Source organism: Pyxidicoccus trucidator, assembly GCF_010894435.1.
Classification (GTDB): domain Bacteria; phylum Myxococcota; class Myxococcia; order Myxococcales; family Myxococcaceae; genus Myxococcus; species Myxococcus trucidator.
Window position 1 is genome coordinate 1,389,368 of record NZ_JAAIXZ010000001.1, and the last position, 17,674, is coordinate 1,407,041.

The 17,674-nt window shown below is 70.2% G+C and carries 15 protein-coding genes; 7 read left to right on the top strand and 8 right to left on the bottom strand.

Features of this window, described 5'->3' with window-relative positions; genetic code table 11:
• Window positions 1-770: 770 nt before the first annotated feature.
• The 5 genes from G4D85_RS05655 to G4D85_RS05675 form a co-directional block, all read right to left on the bottom strand.
• Window positions 771-1,733 carry a DUF2381 family protein gene (locus G4D85_RS05655; protein ID WP_164008611.1) on the bottom strand — a complete coding sequence of 321 codons (963 nt, stop codon included), beginning with the start codon at window positions 1,731-1,733 and terminating at the stop codon, window positions 771-773.
• 104 nt (window positions 1,734-1,837) lie between these two features.
• A complete protein-coding gene (locus G4D85_RS05660) occupies window positions 1,838-3,874 on the bottom strand; it encodes a serine/threonine-protein kinase (protein ID WP_164008613.1) in 2,037 nt (678 codons plus the stop codon).
• A 181-nt stretch (window positions 3,875-4,055) separates the two neighbouring features.
• Window positions 4,056-4,298 carry a hypothetical protein gene (locus tag G4D85_RS05665; RefSeq protein ID WP_164008615.1) on the bottom strand — a complete coding sequence of 81 codons (243 nt, stop codon included), beginning with the start codon at window positions 4,296-4,298 and terminating at the stop codon, window positions 4,056-4,058.
• Window positions 4,299-4,627: 329 nt separating this feature from the next.
• On the bottom strand, window positions 4,628-5,158 hold the full coding sequence (locus tag G4D85_RS05670; protein WP_164008617.1) for a hypothetical protein: 531 nt from the start codon (window positions 5,156-5,158) through the stop codon (window positions 4,628-4,630).
• Window positions 5,159-5,274: 116 nt separating this feature from the next.
• Entirely contained in the window at window positions 5,275-6,300 is a 1,026-nt protein-coding gene (locus tag G4D85_RS05675; RefSeq protein WP_164009162.1) for a zinc-dependent alcohol dehydrogenase family protein, read from the bottom strand.
• 119 nt (window positions 6,301-6,419) lie between these two features.
• Between G4D85_RS05675 and G4D85_RS05680 the strand changes: the two genes are divergently transcribed.
• Window positions 6,420-7,334 (top strand): LysR family transcriptional regulator, encoded by a 915-nt coding sequence (locus G4D85_RS05680; RefSeq protein ID WP_164008619.1) that lies wholly within the window; start codon window positions 6,420-6,422, stop codon window positions 7,332-7,334.
• A gap of 8 nt (window positions 7,335-7,342) precedes the next feature.
• On the opposite strand, the gene G4D85_RS05685 is transcribed toward G4D85_RS05680, so the two are convergent.
• Window positions 7,343-7,948: a CGNR zinc finger domain-containing protein gene (locus G4D85_RS05685; RefSeq protein ID WP_164008621.1), complete on the bottom strand. Its 606-nt coding sequence runs from the start codon at window positions 7,946-7,948 to the stop codon at window positions 7,343-7,345.
• Window positions 7,949-8,064: 116 nt separating this feature from the next.
• Between G4D85_RS05685 and G4D85_RS05690 the strand changes: the two genes are divergently transcribed.
• The 3 genes from G4D85_RS05690 (at window position 8,065) to G4D85_RS05700 (ending at window position 10,172) form a co-directional block, all read left to right on the top strand.
• On the top strand, window positions 8,065-8,784 hold the full coding sequence (locus tag G4D85_RS05690) for an SDR family oxidoreductase (RefSeq protein WP_164008623.1): 720 nt from the start codon (window positions 8,065-8,067) through the stop codon (window positions 8,782-8,784).
• A gap of 8 nt (window positions 8,785-8,792) precedes the next feature.
• Window positions 8,793-9,320, top strand: a complete 528-nt coding sequence (locus tag G4D85_RS05695; protein ID WP_164008625.1) for a lipocalin-like domain-containing protein — start codon at window positions 8,793-8,795, stop codon at window positions 9,318-9,320.
• A 162-nt stretch (window positions 9,321-9,482) separates the two neighbouring features.
• Window positions 9,483-10,172: a zf-TFIIB domain-containing protein gene (locus G4D85_RS05700; RefSeq protein ID WP_164008627.1), complete on the top strand. Its 690-nt coding sequence runs from the start codon at window positions 9,483-9,485 to the stop codon at window positions 10,170-10,172.
• Between the two features lie 12 nt (window positions 10,173-10,184).
• Here the strand turns inward: G4D85_RS05700 and G4D85_RS05705 are convergent, their stop codons facing one another.
• The gene (locus tag G4D85_RS05705; RefSeq protein WP_240359084.1) at window positions 10,185-12,896 is read right to left on the bottom strand and encodes a M20/M25/M40 family metallo-hydrolase; all 2,712 of its coding nucleotides are present in this window, start codon (window positions 12,894-12,896) and stop codon (window positions 10,185-10,187) included.
• A 250-nt stretch (window positions 12,897-13,146) separates the two neighbouring features.
• On the opposite strand from G4D85_RS05705, the gene G4D85_RS05710 reads away from it, so the two are divergent.
• The 3 genes from G4D85_RS05710 to G4D85_RS05720 all read left to right on the top strand — a co-directional run bounded on the left by G4D85_RS05710 (window position 13,147) and on the right by G4D85_RS05720 (window position 16,157).
• The gene (locus G4D85_RS05710; RefSeq protein WP_164008631.1) at window positions 13,147-14,337 is read left to right on the top strand and encodes a hypothetical protein; all 1,191 of its coding nucleotides are present in this window, start codon (window positions 13,147-13,149) and stop codon (window positions 14,335-14,337) included.
• A gap of 69 nt (window positions 14,338-14,406) precedes the next feature.
• Entirely contained in the window at window positions 14,407-15,525 is a 1,119-nt protein-coding gene (locus G4D85_RS48800) for a hypothetical protein (RefSeq protein WP_205525425.1), read from the top strand.
• 260 nt (window positions 15,526-15,785) lie between these two features.
• Window positions 15,786-16,157, top strand: a complete 372-nt coding sequence (locus G4D85_RS05720; protein WP_240359085.1) for a PilZ domain-containing protein — start codon at window positions 15,786-15,788, stop codon at window positions 16,155-16,157.
• A 20-nt stretch (window positions 16,158-16,177) separates the two neighbouring features.
• Here G4D85_RS05720 and G4D85_RS05725 read toward each other — a convergent pair whose 3' ends face one another.
• Window positions 16,178-17,668 carry a catalase gene (locus G4D85_RS05725; RefSeq protein WP_164008635.1) on the bottom strand — a complete coding sequence of 497 codons (1,491 nt, stop codon included), beginning with the start codon at window positions 17,666-17,668 and terminating at the stop codon, window positions 16,178-16,180.
• Between the last annotated feature and the right edge of the window lie 6 nt (window positions 17,669-17,674).

The window sequence follows — 17,674 nt, forward strand, 5'->3', positions numbered from 1 at the left end:
CTCACGGGTGAGTCAGGGCCCCAGGGGCTCAGAGGGGAAACTGGTCCGCAGGGGCCTCAGGGTGTGAAGGGAGACACCGGCGCGCAGGGCGGTAAGGGCGACACCGGCTTGACGGGGGCCAAGGGCGACAAGGGCGACAAGGGCGACACCGGCTTGACGGGGGCCAAGGGCGATACCGGATTGACGGGCGCAACTGGCGCAACTGGCGCAACTGGCGCAACTGGCGCAACTGGTCCTAAATCAATCGTTCAGTGTGAAGGGGTTGTCGGGCCGTCTACGCCTGCCGGAACGTGGGCTTACGCATCTTGTCAGGCAGGATGGTGGGCAATGGGGGGGGCATGCCGTCAGAGTGGAGGATCTACGGGCCTAGTGCAATCAGTCCTCCATACGAACAATTATGGTTGCTATCTCGCTGGCTCGGCGGCCAGCGGTTCGGTGGTTGCGCAGGCGAGGTGCTGCTATATCCAATGAGGTGGCGCGCAGGTCTGTGCTGAGAGGGCAAGTCGGAGCGTTGGTGTAGGGCTGTCCTTGAATCAGGGAAAGCCCCTAGTCCTCAGACAGCATGATTCCGGGGCGCCTCTCCGAGGAGGCGCCTCAACTGTTGCCGCGCACGTATGTTGATGGTTCCACGGCGTTCCACGGACCGGGGCTTTGATGGGCACCACAGGGAGGCCCGCGAAACTACCCCCTGTGTCAGGGAAGTTGTCGCCTCGGATGACCGGCAGAGCTGACCTCAAGAGATGCAAAGATGGCACGCGGCTAAATATTGCCTATTCGCCTTCGTGCGACTGGGCGACCGGGGCGAAGGAGATGCCGTCGACGACCAGGGCTCGGCGGTTTCCTTCCTCGGACAGCCGCAGCGTCCACGCGTCCGGGGACAAGGATGCGTCGGACTCCGCCTCCACCAGCACCCAGCTCGAATCGACCGTGGTGACAGGAAACTCCTGCCACACGGATACGACCTTCAGGCGCTCGCCCCTGCTCCTCGTGAGCGATGCGTCCTTCGCAGTCCAGGGTTCCCCTGGCTGACTGAAGCGCAGCGATAGCTCCACGAGTACCCGGCGTCTCGCGCTGTAGGTGCGTACCTGATTCGCCATGAGCGCACCGCTCCGTAGCCGAAATGCCACCGCAGGGATTTTCCGCGCCACAACACCATTGTCAGCGAGAACCGCGGAGACCCGAAGTGCCGTCAGACCAGTCAAGCCGCCTGGCGTGGCCTGGGCCCTGGTCAATTCCTCATGGCACTGGCGCACGGCCTCCCAGGCCTCTCGCACCTCTTGCTGGTAGGACTCCACCGGGCGTGGCTCGCGATACACCTCCACCAGTCGGTCCGCATGCGCCTCCCGTACCACCAGGACAAAGGTGGCTACAGGCGGGGCCGCACCATCCGCGAAGCGCACGGTCAGCCGCACCTGGTCGCCAGTCTTCAATTCATCGGAAGGAACCAGCCGGAGGACGGACTCTCCAAGCTCCAACCGCTGGAAGTCCGCTGACCGCTCCAACGCGACCTGGAGCCGTCCTACCGGCTCACCCGTGGGCCTCCCGTCGAAGGTGAGCACGGTGGAGATGCCGGGGCTGATGTGTATCTCTGGCTCCGCGTCGGCTGCTACGGCGCGAAGCTCGATGCGCCGAAGTCCTGCCTCGGGAGGAAAACGCTGCGGCTGCGCGGCTGCAGTGGCGCCCACTCCCAAAGCGAGGGCGAGCGCCAGCAGGAAAACAGGGTGGACGGGCACGTGACGGAATCTCCTGCGCGCCATGGCCATGGCCTTCGCGAGTAGTGCCACGCCACTGTCCCTGACTTGCAGAGACCTCGGCCCGGGTAGCCATCAGCGGCGTTTCATTTGAAGCGCTTCACCGTCATGAGCTTTCCTATCGGATGGACGAGCACGGTGCTGGGTTCGTCTCCAGGCCCCTCCACCGCCCAACCCAGTCTGCGGTCTTCATCCAGCAACACCATGCAGACGGGGAATCTTTGGCCATCCCTCGTTCGAGCCTCGGTGAACCAGCCATGGACACGGCCCTTGGCGAAGAACAACCGTCCGGACACCGTGGTCCCCCGCCGGGGCAGGGTCCCCAACTGACGATCGAGCGCAAAGACCGCGGGGCCCTCGCGCGCAGGGGCCGGTCCCTCCTCATACTCATAGGGCACGAGGCTTCCATCCGGCTCCGATTCGCCGACCTTGTCGAACTGAAGCTGCGCCATCGCCTCCAAGGCGTCCGGAGGACACTCCTCGGGCGGAGGCCGTGCCTGTTGCAGCGCCGCGGGGAGCCGCGGCACCTCCACCTGCTGGGGACTCGCGCAGGCCGCGCCCACGCAGGTAGCGGTGAGCGCCGCTCCAAGCGCGCCGCGCACGGCGTCCGGAGTCTTCGCTCGCTGCTTCGCGGGGGGACTGGAGGGCTTCGAGGTCTTCACGTCGGAGGTGTCCTTGGCCTGGGTCATGGGTGCAGCATCCGCTCCGGGCGGGTTCTCCACCAAGGGTGGCGACACGGCGTCGCGAGGCCCCAGTGTCCCTCCGGAGGGCGCCTCTATCCGCGCGGGCGCGTCTTCCAGCGGTGGTTCCGAATGGAAGGTGGCCCCCACCTCTTCGGATGAAGGCCCTGACACTGCCCCGCGACCGGCGGCCACCCAGGCCACGAGGCCGAGCAGCACCACCACACCGAGCGCCACACCCGCGCGGAACGCATGCTGTCTTGCCGTCGCCCAGGCGGCCCACCCACGAGGCGGCTCCGGCTCGCGACGATCCACGACAATCAGCGCCAGTCCGTGCTTTGCCGGGTCGGCCACGACCGACGGCGGCAGCAGCACGGCTCCGACAGCCCTCCGCCCACCCGTCGAGTGCCTCCTGGGCGGGGCCTCCAGCTCGGGCACCGGAGTCATCGGTGTCGCGGGCAAGACCGGGCGAACCGTGCGCCGCTCGGCGGGGTCGGCCGGCTCGGGTCCTTCCTCCCAGGCGAAGACGTGCTCCTCCCAGGCCTCCGCCGGACCGAGCGCCTGGGCCGCCTCCAGCGAATGGTGCAGCTCGCGCCCGGAGCCGTGGCGGGCCCAAGGTCTCTTCTCCAGCAGCCGCGCCACCACCTCGCTGAAGGCAGGCGGCACCCGGGGATTGATGACCGTCACGGGCGGCGGCACGTGCGCGAGAATGGCCAGCATCAACAGGTCCCCCGGAAGGTCCGGGGGAAACGGATAGTGCCCCGCCAGGGCGCGGAAGAGGCACACGCCCAGCGCGTACAGGTCGTCTGTGGGCTGGAACGTGTAGCGCGCGCCCTCCTCGCGGAAGTACAGGCGGTGGAAGTCCACGGCCTCGGGGCTGCGCAGGTGCACGGTGCCTGGCGGCACCACCGTCGAGGTGAGCGTGCTGGCCCCTTCCTGCCGCCCCACGCCGAAGTCGATGAGTATCGGCTGCGTATCGCTCGCGCGGATGAGGATGTGCTCGGGCTTGAGGTCGCGGTGGTGCACGCCCCTCGCGTGCAGCCAGTCCAGCGTCAGGGCCAGGGTGCTCGCGACCCGCGCCAGCTCGCGCAGCGACGGGTTGGTCTTCTCCGCCCACAGGTGCAGGGGCAGTCCCTGGACCCAGTCCATGACGAAGTACAGGTGATTGCCCGCCACACCCCGAATGCTGCCCCAGTCATGGAAGCGCACCACATGCGGGTGGTCCGTCCGAGCGAGCAGCGCCACCTCGCGCTCGGCGCGCGCGTCCGACGGCCGCAGCGCCAGCTTGAGCGCGTAGCTCTCGCCGGGGACGTCTCCCTCCACCCGGTACACCACGCCATAGCTGCCAGTCCCCAGCCGCTCGATGATGCGCCAGCGATTGACCTGGTCGCCGGGCAGCAGCTCCCATGGATATGCCCCGCTGTCTGCCGCCGGTCCGGACATGCCCTGCCTCGCCACGAGTTCCCGGCTCAACCTAGCAGGTCATCAACGTCCTTGCATACCTGATAGTGCGGGTCCACGGCTGGCGTGAGCGGTCCGGGCCCGGCCACGGGGCCCCAGACGGGACGGCCGGGCCCACATCCCCGGCCGCCCACCTCATGGCACACGTGCGCCCGAGCGACGCTCACGCCGCGGGCACGGGCCCGCTCCGCTGGCGCGCGGTGGCGCACGGGCCGCACACCTGGAGCTCACGGGCAATCTGGAGCCCCATACCGCCCGGGTCGTCCTTCCACCTCACGCGCCGGCCCTCGGCGTGGCGCTGGGTGCCTGGGCGGGCGGGGAACTCGGTGAGGCGGGTGGCCACGGTGACGCGGTGGCTGGAGACACGAGGACCGACGGACTTCTGGCACGACTGACAGCGATACATCGGAACAGCCAGGGAACGACAAGCCCGCGGGGTGGCTGAAGCCCCGAGGGACGGGTGACCGGCCGCGACAGTCGGCCGGAGTGGCTCCGCGCACCCTCCCCGACAGGGAAGGACACACGAAGCCGGGCGAGGCCCTCATGGCCTCGCGAGCGTACGAACCAGGAACAGAGAGACGAAGAGAAGCGAGCCGCTCACGCCGTGCTGCCACGAGGCGGCGCCGGGAGACATCAGCTCAAGCTGTGGAGGAGTTCACGCGAGAGGCGCTGCGGCGCCACGTCGAGAGGATGCGCGCAAGGTAACGACACCTCGCGCGCGGGTCAAGCCACCCCTCAGAGCTCGAAGTTCGTCACGACGTCCACCGTGCCAGTCGCACCCGTGGTCTCCAGTGCCAGGAGGTGCGCCTGCAGCGTGCCCTTGAAGCGGTACGTGGTGGCACCGCCACCGCCACCGTAGAGCTCGATATGGGTGAAGGTCAGCGTGCAGCTCCCGCGCAGGGACGCCCCCGTCTGGGGGTTCTCGTAGTACGCGAACCAGGCCTTCGCGCCATCCCGGACCGTCACACCGCAGTCCACCTCCGAGGTGGGACCGGTGAACGTGCCCACCTCGGGCCGCCCATTCGCCGACGGGCGCACGAGGACGAGGGGCCGCGCGCCCGCCTCCGTCTCCAGGGTGAGGGTGTAGTCGTCATCACTCGAGAAGTAGGCGAGCGACACGTCCCGGCACACGGGCGTCCCCGACACCGCACCCGTGACGGTGACGTCGCACCTGGCCTCGGGCTCCACGTCGTCCGGGCCCTCACCGCCGTCATCATCACCCCCGCAGCCAAGGAGCAGCGCCGCGCCAAGGAATGCCACACCCATGCTTCGTCTCATTCGCGCCTCCGACGCCAGGAACCTCGCGCCGGAAGGTACCCGAAGCGCGGCTCCTGGCTCCAGGCTCCTTCCCGGCGCGGGCGGGCGCTGCCTCCCACGCTCCCTCAGGAGCGGACGCGGATGACCAGCTTGCCGAAGGCCCCGCGGTCCAGGTGCTCCAGCGCGGCCGGCAGCTCCGCGAGCGGATAGGTGGCGTCGATGACCGGCTTCAGCGCCAGCGAGTCCACCGCGCGCACCAGGCGCTCCAGGCCGCGCCTGTGGCCCACGAAGATGCCCTGGATGAGGCCGTGCGTCTGGAACAGCGGCAGCACCGGGAAGCGGCCCTCGAAGCCCTCCAGCACGCCAATCAGGGAGATGCGCCCGCCGGGCGCCAGCGCCGCCGCCGAGCGGCCCAGGTTGTCGCCACCCACCAATTCCAGGATGTGGTCCGCGCCCTGCCCGCCGGTGAGCTCCAGCACCGTCTTCTCCCAGTCCGGCGTGTGGCGGCGGTGGATGCCGTGCGCCGCGCCCAGCGTCTTCGCGCGCGCGAGCTTGGCCTCGTCTCCCGAGACGACGATGACCCGCGCTCCCAGCGCCGACGCGAGCTGCACCCCGAACAGCGACACGCCGCCCGTGCCCTGCGTCACCACCGTCTGCCCTGGCCGCAGCGCGCCCAGCTCCACCAGCGACGTCCACGCCGTGAGGCCGGCGCAGGGCAGCGTGCTCGCCTGCGCGTCGTCCAGCGTCTCGGGCGAGGCGACCAGCCAGCCTTCAGGCATGGCCACGTACTCGGCCAGCACGCCGGGGGCGCTACCGCCCAGGCTCCGCACTCCACCATTCGCGCGGGGCACCGGCCCGTCCACCCAGTCCGTCTGGAAGTTGGCGATGACGCGCGCGCCTTCCCTGAAGCGCTGGACGCCCGCGCCGGTGGCGACGACCTCGCCCGCCATGTCGGAGGCGGGGGTGAAGGGGAGCGACACGCCCGTGTAGGCGGGCCCGTCCAGGAAGAGCTTCTCGCGGTAGTTGAGCGAGACGGCCGAGACGCGCACCAGCACCTCGCCCGGCCCCGGCTTCGGAATCGCCACGTCCGCCAGCTTCAGGTGCTCCCGGCCCGGACGCTCCAACTGCCACCGCTTCATCGTGCCGCCCATCGTCTGCTCCCGTGTCATGCGTGAAAGCCGCACGGGGGATATAGAGACGCGTCCCTTTCTCCAGTGGCGACACTTCGTTGACTCACTGGGGACACGGCGGCACCAATCGGAGTAGCGCCATGACGGACCGGCTCAGCGGAGTGCTCACCTTCGTCCAGGCCGTGGAGGCCGGGAGCTTCGCGCTCGCCGCCGAGCGCCTGGGCCTGTCGCGCTCGGCCGTCGGCAAGAGCATTGCCCGGCTGGAGGAGCGGCTGGACACACGCCTGTTCCACCGCACCACGCGCAGCCAGAGCCTCACCGATGACGGGCAGTCCTTCTATGAGCGCTGCGTGCGCGCGCTGGCGGAGCTGGAGGCCGCCGAGGCGGCGCTGGACTCGGGACGCCGCGCCCCCACCGGCCGCCTGCGGGTGACGGCGCCCGTGCTGTTCGGCCGGCACTGCGCGGCGCCGCTGCTCTGGGAGCTGGCCCGCAAGCACCCCGGGCTGGAGCTGGAGCTCTCCTTCAGCGACCGCGTGGTGGACCTCATCGAGGACGGCTATGACCTGGCCATCCGCGTCGCGCCGCTGGCCGACAATGCCGGCCTCGCGGCCCGCCGGCTGGGAGTGCAGGAGATGGTGGTCTGCGCGTCCCCCGGGTACCTCCGCAAGCATGGCCGGCCCCGGACGCTCGCGGACCTGGAGCGACACGAGGGCGTCGTCTACGGCCGCAACGGCGTCGGCAAGCCATGGCGCTTCCCGGATGCCCAGGGCGTGGACCGGCGCGTGTCCGTCCCGCACCGCCTGCGCTTCGATGACCTGGAGACCATCGCCGACGCCGCCACCCAGGGCTCCGGACTGGCGTGGCTGCCGTGCTGGCTCGTCGCGGAGCGCGTGCGTGGAGGGCAGCTCATCCCCGTGCTGAAAGAGGAGCCCAGCCACGGCAATGAAATCTTCGCCGTCTGGCCGCAGAACAAGCACCTGCCGTCCAAGGTGCGCGCCGCCATCGACGTGCTCGCGGCGCGCATCCCAGAGCGACTGTCCCCGAACCACCGATAGACACCCGTCTACCGTGTGTCCTCGCGCTGCCGTCGGCGGAACTCCTCCACCTTCGCCTTGTTGCCGCAGCCGGACATGGAGCACCAGCGCCGCTGGCCGGAGCGGGAGGTGTCCACGAAGAGCAGCGCACAGCCCTCCCCCTCGCAGTTGCGGATGCGCTCCGCGAGCGGACCGCCGAGCAGCTCCACGCCGTCCCTCGCCACCGCCGCCAGCAGGGAGCGCACGCCGCCCCCCATCCAGGTGAGCCCCTCCGCTCCGAGCTGGGGCGCCGGAGGAGGCTCCGCCGCCCACCGGTTCACCAGCGCCCGGTCCCTGGAGTCGAAGCCCTCTCCCCGCACGCGGGCCCGGGCCAGCCGGTAGAGGGCCTCCCGCAGCTCGCGTGCGTGGCCCAGCTCCTCCTCCGTGGCCTTCGGGTCCTTCACCGCCAGCCCGGCGGCCACGAGCCAGCGGCCCAGGTCGTGAGGCGTCTCCAGCAGCTCTCTCGGCTCGGCCTTGAGCCGCGCGGCCAGGGAGGCCGGCAGGTCCAGCGCCAGCCGGCCGGAGCGGAACTTGAACCCGTCGCGCAGCTCTCCCGTCGGCGTCTCGCGCGGGGCCGGACTCTTCGTGCGTGCCATGTGCGCCCTCAACAAAGCATGAAACCTGTTTGACAGGTTACTAATTCCGGAACATATCCACCGCGCGTAACCTGTTCATGAGGTTACGGCATTCCATCCACTCGGGAGGTGGTCCCATGCAGTTGGAAGGCAAGCGGGTGATTGTCATCGGTGCAGGCTCCGGCATTGGCCGGTGCGTGGCCGTCGCCGCATCGGAGGCTGGCGCCAGCGTGGTGCTGGCGGGGCGCAAGCAGGAGTCGCTGGAGGCCACCGCGGCACTGCTGAAGGGGCCCCGGGAGGTGCGCGTCCTGGATGCCTCGGTGGAGGCGCAGGTCGCGGCCTTCTTCGAGTCGGTCGGCCCGTTCGACCACCTGGTGAGCACCACGAGTCAGGGCGCCTCCGGGCCCATCACCGAGATGGGGGCCGCCTCCGTCGAGCGGGCCTTCGCCGCCAAGCTCTGGGCGCCCATCTTCCTGGTGAAGCACGCCGCCGCGCGCATCGCGCCGGAGGGCTCCTTCACCTTCTTCTCGGGCTTCCGCGCGTGGAAGCCCGCTCCGGGAACCTCCATCACCAGCCTGGTCAATGGAGGGCTCGAGGCCTTCACCAAGGCCATGGCCGTGGAGCTGGCGCCGGTGCGGCTCAACGCCATCTCCCCGGGCGTGGTGGACTCCGGGGCCTTCTGGGAGCGGCTCGGCGCCGACGCCCGGGAGCGGCTCTTCGCGGACTACGCGCGCAGGGCCCCTGCCCGGCGCGTGGGCAGACCCGAGGACCTCGCCTCCGCCACGCTCTTCGCGATGACCAACCCCTTCCTGACCGGAACCGTCCTTGCCGTGGACGGTGGCGGTCCGCTCATGTGAGGCCCGCCTTGAACCCGACTGTACGACTCACCCTCGCCGCCGTGTCGCTGCTGCTCCTCGTCCCCGCCCTTCCCGCGGGCAACGCAGCCCCGCCAGCGGCGGTGTCCCAGGAGCAGCTCGCTGGCACCTGGACGCTCGTAGCCGTGGACAACGTGTTCCCCGACGGCCGACGGGTCCAGCTCTACGGCGTCAGCCCCCAGGGCCTGCTCATGTTCGATGCACGGGGCCGCTACTCCATCCACATCTTCCGCGCGGGCCGCGCCAGGTTCGCGTCCAGCGACAAGAACCAGGGCACGCCGGAGGAGAACCAGGCCACGGTGCAGGGGAGCAACTCGCACTTCGGCCGGTACTCGGTGAAGGCGGCGGAGCGCACCCTCACCTTCCACATCGACCACGCCTCGTTTCCCAACTGGGAGGGCACCGAGCAGCAGCGCGCCTTCACGCTCGCGGGCGACGAGCTGACGTACACCGTGCCCGTACCGACGAGCGGCGGGCCGACGGCGGTGGGCGAGGTGAAGTGGAAGCGCGTCCGGTAGACGGGCCGCACCGGAGCGCGTGTGCCCGTCATCCACGCACCGGGCAGTGAGGAGGGTCCTCGCACGGCTCGGCAGGGCCTGGCCGCTCGCGGGGTGCGGCCGGGCGCGGAGCCCGTCCCACCCACTTTCGCCCGGAGCCGGGTTCATTTATTGAAGAAGGACATGCGCCGGCACTGCCCCATCTGTCCCCAGAAGCCCCTGCGAGACACCCAGCTCAACGGGGTCCTCGTGGCCACCTGTGACTCCTGCAAGGGCCACTGGATGGAGCACGATGAGCTGGAGCGGCTGACCCCCGCCTGGAAGACCGACGCGCCGTGGGCCGCGCTGCACGATGCGCCCCGGCGCTGCCCCCACGCCCAGCACCATGTCCCGGCCTCTCGGGAGAACTGCGGGCTGTGTGGCCGGGCGGCCGCGCGCTGCCCCACCTGCGATGAGCACCTCTCCCAGGTGCGGATGCAGGCCTGCGCGGTGGACGTGTGCAGCCGGTGTCACGGCCTCTGGCTGGACGCGAGCGAGCTGGAATTGCTCCGCCGTGCGCCCAGACACTCGCTGCGCCCCCTGGTGGGTGCCGCCGCCGTGGCCGCCGCGACCGCGGCCGCGCTGGCCGCCTCACAGTCCACCGTCGTCAGCTCGAGCCCGATTCAGGAGGCCGCGCGGGATGTCGCGACGACCACGGGAGAAGTCGTGGCGGAGGTCGCGGTGGAGGTGGTGGCGGAGGGCGCCCTGGAAGTCATCGTGGACGGCGCCGGCACGGTCATCGAAGTCGCCGTGGAGGGCGCCTCCGCCGTGGGCGTCGCGGTCGGCGAGGCGATGGCCGCCGTCCTGGCCGCCATCGCCGACGCCCTCAACTGACCACCGCGCGGCTCAGCGGGGCCGCTTGCTCTCCTGGAACGTCACCTCCAGCGGCACTTCCTTGCCCTCGCGGAAGACCACCGCCTTCACCGTCTCGCCGGGCTTGGAGGCGTTGAGCACGAACATGAGGTCCTCCACGCCGCCAATCACGTGCTTGCCGATGCGCACCAGGATGTCGCCCCGCTTCATGCCCGCCTGGTCCGCCGCGCCCCCGGCGCGCACGCCCGCGAGCAGCATGCCCTTCTGTCCCTCGGGCGGACCCGCGTAGTCCGGCACGGTGCCGAGCGACGCGTTGAAGCTGCGCATGTCCCCGCGAGGAGCCGGCGACGGCACCGTGCGGTAGGTGAGCGCCGTCGTCCCATCCAGCGCCAGCGCCACGGCCGAGACGATGCTCGCCACCCGCGACGTGCCCCCCACGTTGAGCGTCTCCACCGTGTCCGTGGGCTTGTGGTAGTCCGAGTGCGCGCCGGTGAAGAAGTGCAGCACCGGGACGCCCGCCGCGTAGAACGGTGAGTGGTCGCTCGGGCCGTAGCCGTCGCCGCTGGAGTTGCACGGGACGCGGGCCTTCTCGCAGGCGGCGGCGATGAGCGGCCCCCACTCCCCGGCGGACTCGGCGCCCAGCACGTTCAGCCCGCCCGAGCGCAGCCGGCCCACCATGTCCAGGTTCAGCATCGCGGTGATGCCCTTCATCCCAGCGTCGCCGCGCTGCCGCGTGAAGTACGTGGACCCGAGCACTCCCGTCTCCTCACCGGAGAAGGCGATGAAGAGCACGTCGCGCTTCAACTGCCCGCGCTGCTCCGCCAGCGAGCGCGCGATTTCGAGCAGCCCGGCGACTCCAGAGGCGTTGTCGTCCGCCCCACCGTGCGCCTCATGCCGGTCGGGAGACAGCGAGAAGCGCCCGCCCATGCCCAGGTGGTCATAGTGCGCGCCAATCACGACGGTGCCCGGCAGCTTCCCCTCCCCCGCCGGTAGCAGCGCCGCCACGTTGAAGGCGTCGCGCTTCTCGAAGTCGAGCCGCACCTCGAGGCGCGCATCCACCTGCTTGCCCTTCAGCAGCGCGTCCATCAGCGGCTCCAGGGCCGCGCGCTTCACCACCACCACGGGGATTCCGGCGTCGCCATGGCCTTCGGGAGACAGGCCGGGCAGCGCGGCCTCGGGAGGCATCCGCCAGTCCTTCTGGGCAGGCGTGGGGGCCTCGGGCCAGTCCACGACGATGAGCCCCGTCGCTCCGTGCCGCGCGGCGACCCAGGCCTTGTAGCGGAGGTCTCCGAAGCGCCGCTGCTTGTCGGTGTCCGCGAAGGTGGCCGTGTCGGGCACGAAGCGCCGCACCACGACGACCTTGCCCTTGGCGCCGCGCTTCAGGGCGTAGTCATTCACCTTCAGCGACGGCTCGACGATGCCGTAGTTGGCGAACACCAGCGGCGCCTGGACCGCGTTCTGCGCGGAGAACCCGAGCACCGTGAACGCATCCGCCGGGAGCACCTTCCCACCCAGCGTCACCTGCGTCGCCGGGCCCTGCTTCACCGCCGTCGTCACCGGGAACACCTGGCGGAATGAGCCGCCGTCTCCCGCCGGCGTGAGGCCGAGCGTCTGGAAGCGCTGCTCGATGAACTGGCCCGCCGCCTCCAGCCCGCCGGTGCCGATGCCGCGCCCCTCACGCTCCGGGGCCGCGAGGAACGTCACGTCGCGCTTGATGCGCTCCACGGCCGTCTCCGCCGTCTCGGCGGGCTTCGCGTCCTCCACCCACCGCGCGAGGAAGACGTTGGTGTCGCTGCGTCCCTGGGCCGTGGCGCGGTTGCTGGAGAACACCAGCCACTTCCCGTCAGGGGAGAACATGGGGAAGCCGTCGAAGCCCGGCGCGTGGGTGATGCGCTCCAGGTTGGAGCCGTCGACGTCCACTGCCCAGATGTCGAACTCGCGGCCCTTCGGGTCGCCGTGGTTCGAGGAGAAGAGGATGCGCCGGCCGTTGGGGTGGAAGAAGGGCGCGAAGGCCGCGGCGTTGAGCCACGTAATCTGCCGCGCCTCCGAGCCGTCCGCGTTGGCCACGTACAGCTCCAGCTTCGTGGGCCGCACGAGCCCCTTCGTCAGCAGGGCCTTGTAGTCGTCCGCTTCCTTGCCCGCGTGCGGCCGCGAGGCGCGCCAGACAATCTTCGAGCAGTCCGCGTTGAAGAACGCGCCGCCGTCATAGCCAGGCGTGTGGGTGAGCCGGCGGACATTCCCGCCGTCCTTGTCCATGCGGTACAGCTCCAGGTCTCCATCCCGCACGGAGGTGAAGATGACGGAGCCATCCTTCCCGCAGACGGTGCCCTCCGCGTCGTAGCCCGGCGTCTCCGTCAGTCGCGTCAGTTCGCCGCTGCCATCCGCGCGCGACTTGAAGATGTCGTAGGTGTCGTAGAGCGCCCAGACGTAGCCCATGGAGTGGTCCGGACGCGGCGGGCACGCCTCGCCGCCCAGGTGCGTGGACGCGTAGAGGACCTCCTGGTCTCCCGGGAAGAAGTGCGCGCACGTCGTGGCGCCCTTCCCGCTCGACACGGGCGTCAGCGTGGGCGTCGCGCCCTGGACGTCGACGGCCATGCGGTAGATGCGGTCACACCCCATGCCCTCCAGTCGGGCCTGGAGGGAGAGCTGCCGGCCGTCGAAGGACCAGTAGGCCTCGGCGTTCTCTCCGCCGAAGGTGAGCTGGCGAAGGTCCGCCAGCCGCACCTCCTGCGGAAGGGCGGGCACGGTGGGCGAGGAGGCGCCAGCCTCGGCAGTCGGCTCCGGAGCGGGAGCCGTGCCTGAAGGGGTGGCACAGGAAAGCAGGGCAAGGAATGGGAGCAGGCGACGCTTCATGGGCAGACCATCTCAGAGCCGCCCGCCCGGCTCAAATGAAGTCGGGTGGATGATGCAACCCCACCCCCGCCTACTCCTCGCCGTGGGTCTCGATGGAACAGGTCCCCGTCGGAACCTCCCCTCGCCATGCGAGAGTGGCCTCATGAACGGGAGCGACTGGGGCGAGCTGGAGCGCTCGCTGGTGACGTCGTGGAACCTGGACACGCTCGCGGTCTACGCGGACCACCTCCAGCAACGCGGGGACCCTCGGGGAGAGCTCATCGCCCTCGACCTGCGCCCCTCGCCCGAGGACAAGGCCTGGAGGACGCAGCGTCAGGCGCTCCTCGTGGCCTGGCTCGGTGAGGAGCTCGCCGCCCGCGCGGGGCACCTCGTCCAGCACGGGTTCATCCACGCGCTTCGCGATGACCGCTTCCATCCCCCGGGCCTGCTCGACGGTCCGCTGGGAGCCTTCGTCCGGGGTTACACCCTCCGAGGGGACGGGCAGGACGTGGCGCGCCTCGCGAGCCGCCCGCGGCCCTGGCTCACGTCATTGACCCTGGTGAACCAGGGCGACGCCCCCGTCAGCGCCGCGGTGCGGGACGCGCTCATCGGTGCGGCCCCGCACCTTCAAGAGCTCCAGCTCCTGGGACGCCCCGCGTTCGACGCGTTCATGCACCCCGCCGTCAACGTGCGCGTCCTCCATCCCTCTCATGAAGCCCACGGGCCCTTCGTGCTGCGGACAGAGGTGGACCTCGCGCTGGACGCGGTGGACGAGACGCCCGACCTCGGCCAGCTCCAGGCGCTGTATGGCGAGCTGTTCACCGACGGGGACTCGCTGCCGGCGCTGTTGCTGCGCCTGCGCGCGGCGGGGCTCGTCACCCTGGACGGCCCCATCGCCCGGCTGACGACGGCGGGGCGCGTCCTGCGAAACAAGGAGCCCCATCGCCCGCGCCGCGCGCGCGCCGTGGAGGTGGACTCCCCCAAATGGATTCTCTGGGCGGAGACAATCCCGGAGCGGACACCGTACCTGGTGGGAATCCTGAGCCACCAGACCCGGCTCATCGACCAATGCCTCGCCCTCGCTCCGCTCAACGCGGACGTCCAGGAGACGTTGGTGGCCTGGCGCCACTTCCTGACCCGGTTGCTGGTCTCCGACGACGCGGAGCGCCTGGGGCTCAATGACGAGGCCCCCCTCGCTGGCGCCGTGGAGACGCTGCTGGAGCTGTGGGACTTGCTGGGCCGGGACCTGCTCACGGAGGACACGGACCCCTCGCAGCTCAGGAACCTGGACGAGGCACTCGGACCGTCCTCCGCCCCCAGGGCCCTCCTCTTCCATCTCGTGTGGGGCATGTGAGCCACTCGGGTTGTCGGCGCACGGCTCGCTGGACGAGACTGCCGGCCGCCAACACCCCGGGAGGCCAGGATGGGAATCGCCGAGCGCAAGGCCGCGAAGCAGTTCGAGGAGACGCACTACCCGAAGCTGAAGAAGGACATCGACGACGCGGCCCGCTTCACGGTGCAGGTGGAGGTGGACTGGACCAGCCTCGCGGTGGAGGGCTACGAGCACCTCTATGCGGAGGCGTGGCCGAAGGTCTACTTCGAGCCGCTCATCGCCGCGCTCCGCACCCTCGGCCAGGACGAGCTGGGCCGTGAGTCGCTCCAGGGCTCGCTCAAGCGCGTCATCATCCGCAACACCACCGGCACCTCCTCCGCGTCCAGCGTGGCCACCTTCCAGGACGGCGTGCTCATGCTGGACCACGAGCCCGTCACCAACGTGGACGAGGTGAAGGAGCGGCAGGAGGCCATCCAGAAGGCGCTGGAGGCCGCGCCCGAGACGCCCAACGTCTACACGGCGAAGGACCCGCTCCAGGCCTTCCTCGACTGGGAAGCGAAGGGCGTGGACGCGACGCTGTACGCGGTGCTCCGCATCGCCGGGCGCCAGCAGGCCGGCATCCCCCTGGTGCTGCCGCGCATCACCCTCTCCCTGCGCAGCGGGCGCGTCGTGTCCGGCTACGTGCGGGAGATGCTGGAGGACCGCCGCGAGGGCCGCGCCGTGCTCCTCTACTCCCCCAGCGAGAGCGGCCTGCCCTATGACGAGGCCACCCTCGTCCCCGTGGGCGTCATCGAGACGCTGTCCATCCTCGACATGCCCGCCTTCGGCGCGCTGAAGCGCGACGCGGTGGCCGTCCCCTCGCTGCTCCAGCTCCGCCGCCAGCTCGCCACCGTGGAGGCCCGCGTGCGCGCCGCCACGGAGACGTCGCTCGTCCTGGGCCTGGCCCCCGGCGTCAACGCCACCAGCGCGGAGGAACTGCGCGCGCTCGGCTTCCTGGCGGAGCGCGCCCGCGAGGCGCTGGAGGCGCTGGTGAAGGACGAGCTCGGCCGCGCGGCCCTACGCGAGAAGGTGAAGCGCATCCACCTGCGCACGGACAAGCACGCCGCCGTGGCACTCACCGACGGGACGCTGGAGCTGGTGACGGGCCGCCGCCCCGTGGACTGGTACACCCGCCAGGAGCTGGAGAACGCGGTGCAGTCCGCGCTGTAGGTCCAGCTCGCCCGGCCTGGGGCAACCCTGCCCCGGGGTGTGGCTCCGCTCTCCGCCAGCGGAGCCCGCCTCTCCATGAGGTCCGAACGCACTCATGCCACCCGACGAGCAAGGGGCCAGGCAACCGGCAGGCGCGCATTGCCTGGAATGGGAAAATGGGCCGGAACTCCTCGCAGGTCGTGGAAATCCCCTATGCTCCCCCAGGTTGCCCCGAGAGATGCGCCGGGCATCCTTCCGGAGAAGGCCGCATGAGGCACGCCGTGAGCACGAATGACTCCCCGTCGGACCGCCGCCGTTTCCCCCGGCTCGCGGCGCCGCTGTACGCGCGCCCGGCCCGACTGAGGCGCGTGGACTACACGCAGCAGCAGGTGCTTGACGCCAGCCTCGGCGGCATCCGCATCTACTCGGATGACGAGCACAAGCAGAACAGCCCGCTGGAGCTGGACCTGTTCCTCAAGGACGGCACGTCCCTGCGGTGCGACGCGCGCGTGGCGTGGACGAAGGCGCTGCCCAAGGGCGCGGCCGCTCGCTACGAGGTAGGGCTCGCCTTCACCGACGTGTCCCCCGACGCCCTGGAGAAGCTCAAGACGGTGCTCGCTCCCGAAGAAGAGGGCGACTCGGACTTGCCGTAGCCGCCCCCTCGGTCCGCTGACTAGCGCCCCAGTCCCTGCGCGACGCGCTTGCCGTACTCGGCGTCGCACTGGGTGAGGTGGTTCACCATCCGGTCCTGGATGTCGCGGTCGCACTGACTCAGCGCGCCCACCAGGTTCTTGATGAGCTCGTCCCGTTCCCAGTCCTGGAAGGCGCGGTAGCGCGCCCCGGCCTGGCCGTAGTTGTTGGTGCGGCTGAGCTCCTTGCGCACCACCTCGCCGGACACCTTGGGGTGGTGCCCCGGGTACTCGCGAGCCGCCTCGCGCGGCGCCGATTGCTTGCTGGGCTCGTAGTTGACGTGCGGACTCTGGTCCTGCTCCGTGTGCTGGTTCTCGAACGCCATCTGCCCGTCGCGCTGGTTCGTCGCCACCTTCACGCGTGGCCGGTTGATGGGCAGCTGGAGGTAGTTGGGGCCCACGCGGTAGCGCTGGGTGTCCGAGTACGAGAACGTGCGGCCCTGCAGCAGCTTGTCGTCGGAGAAGTCCATGCCGTCGACCAGCACGCCGGTGCCGAAGGCCACCTGCTCCACCTCCGCGAAGTAGTTGGTGGGGTTCTTGTCCAGGACGATGCGGCCCACCGGGCGGAGGGGGAACTGCTCGGGCGGCCAGACCTTCGTCGCGTCGAGCGGGTCGAAGTCCAGCTCCGGGTGCTCGCCGTCCTCCATGATTTGCACCTGCAACTCCCACTCGGGGAAGTCCCCGCGGGCGATGGCGTCGAACAAGTCCCCCGTGGCGTGGTTGAAGTCCTTGGCCTGGATGGCCTGGGCCTGCTCCTGGGTGAGGTTGCGCTCTCCGCCCTTGGGGAGGAAGTGGTACTTCACCAGCACCGCCTCGCCCTTGTCGTTGACCCACTTGTACGCGTGGACACCGGAGCCGCGCATCTCGCGATAGCTGGCAGGGATGCCCCACGGGCTGAAGAGCCACGTAATCATGTGCATCGCCGACGGCGAGAGGCTGATGAAGTCGAAGATGCGGCGCGGGTCCTGCCGGTTCGTCACCGGGTCCGGCTTGAAGGCATGCACCACGTCCGGGAACTTCATCGCGTCGCGGATGAAGAAGACCTGGAGGTTGTTGCCCACCAAATCCCAGTTGCCGTCCTCTGTGTAGAACTTGAGCGCGAAGCCGCGCGGGTCTCTGAGCGTCTCCGGCGAATGGCCGCCGTGGATGACGGAGGAGAAGCGGGCGAACATGGGCGTGCGCGCGCCCTTCTTCTGGAAGAGCTTCGCGCGCGTGTACCGGCTCACCGGCTCGTTGCCCACGGCGCCATACGCCTCGAACCAGCCATGGGCGCCCGCGCCGCGCGCGTGCACCACGCGCTCCGGAATCCGCTCGCGGTCGAAGTGGCTGATCTTCTCGAGGAAGTGGTAGTTCTCCAGCACCGTCGGGCCGCGGTCTCCCACGGTGCGGTTGTTGGTGTTGTCGTAGACAGGGTGGCCCTGCCGGGTGGTGAGGGTGGGGCCCTTACCCGGCTTACCGTCGCTCGACTGGCTCATGACGCT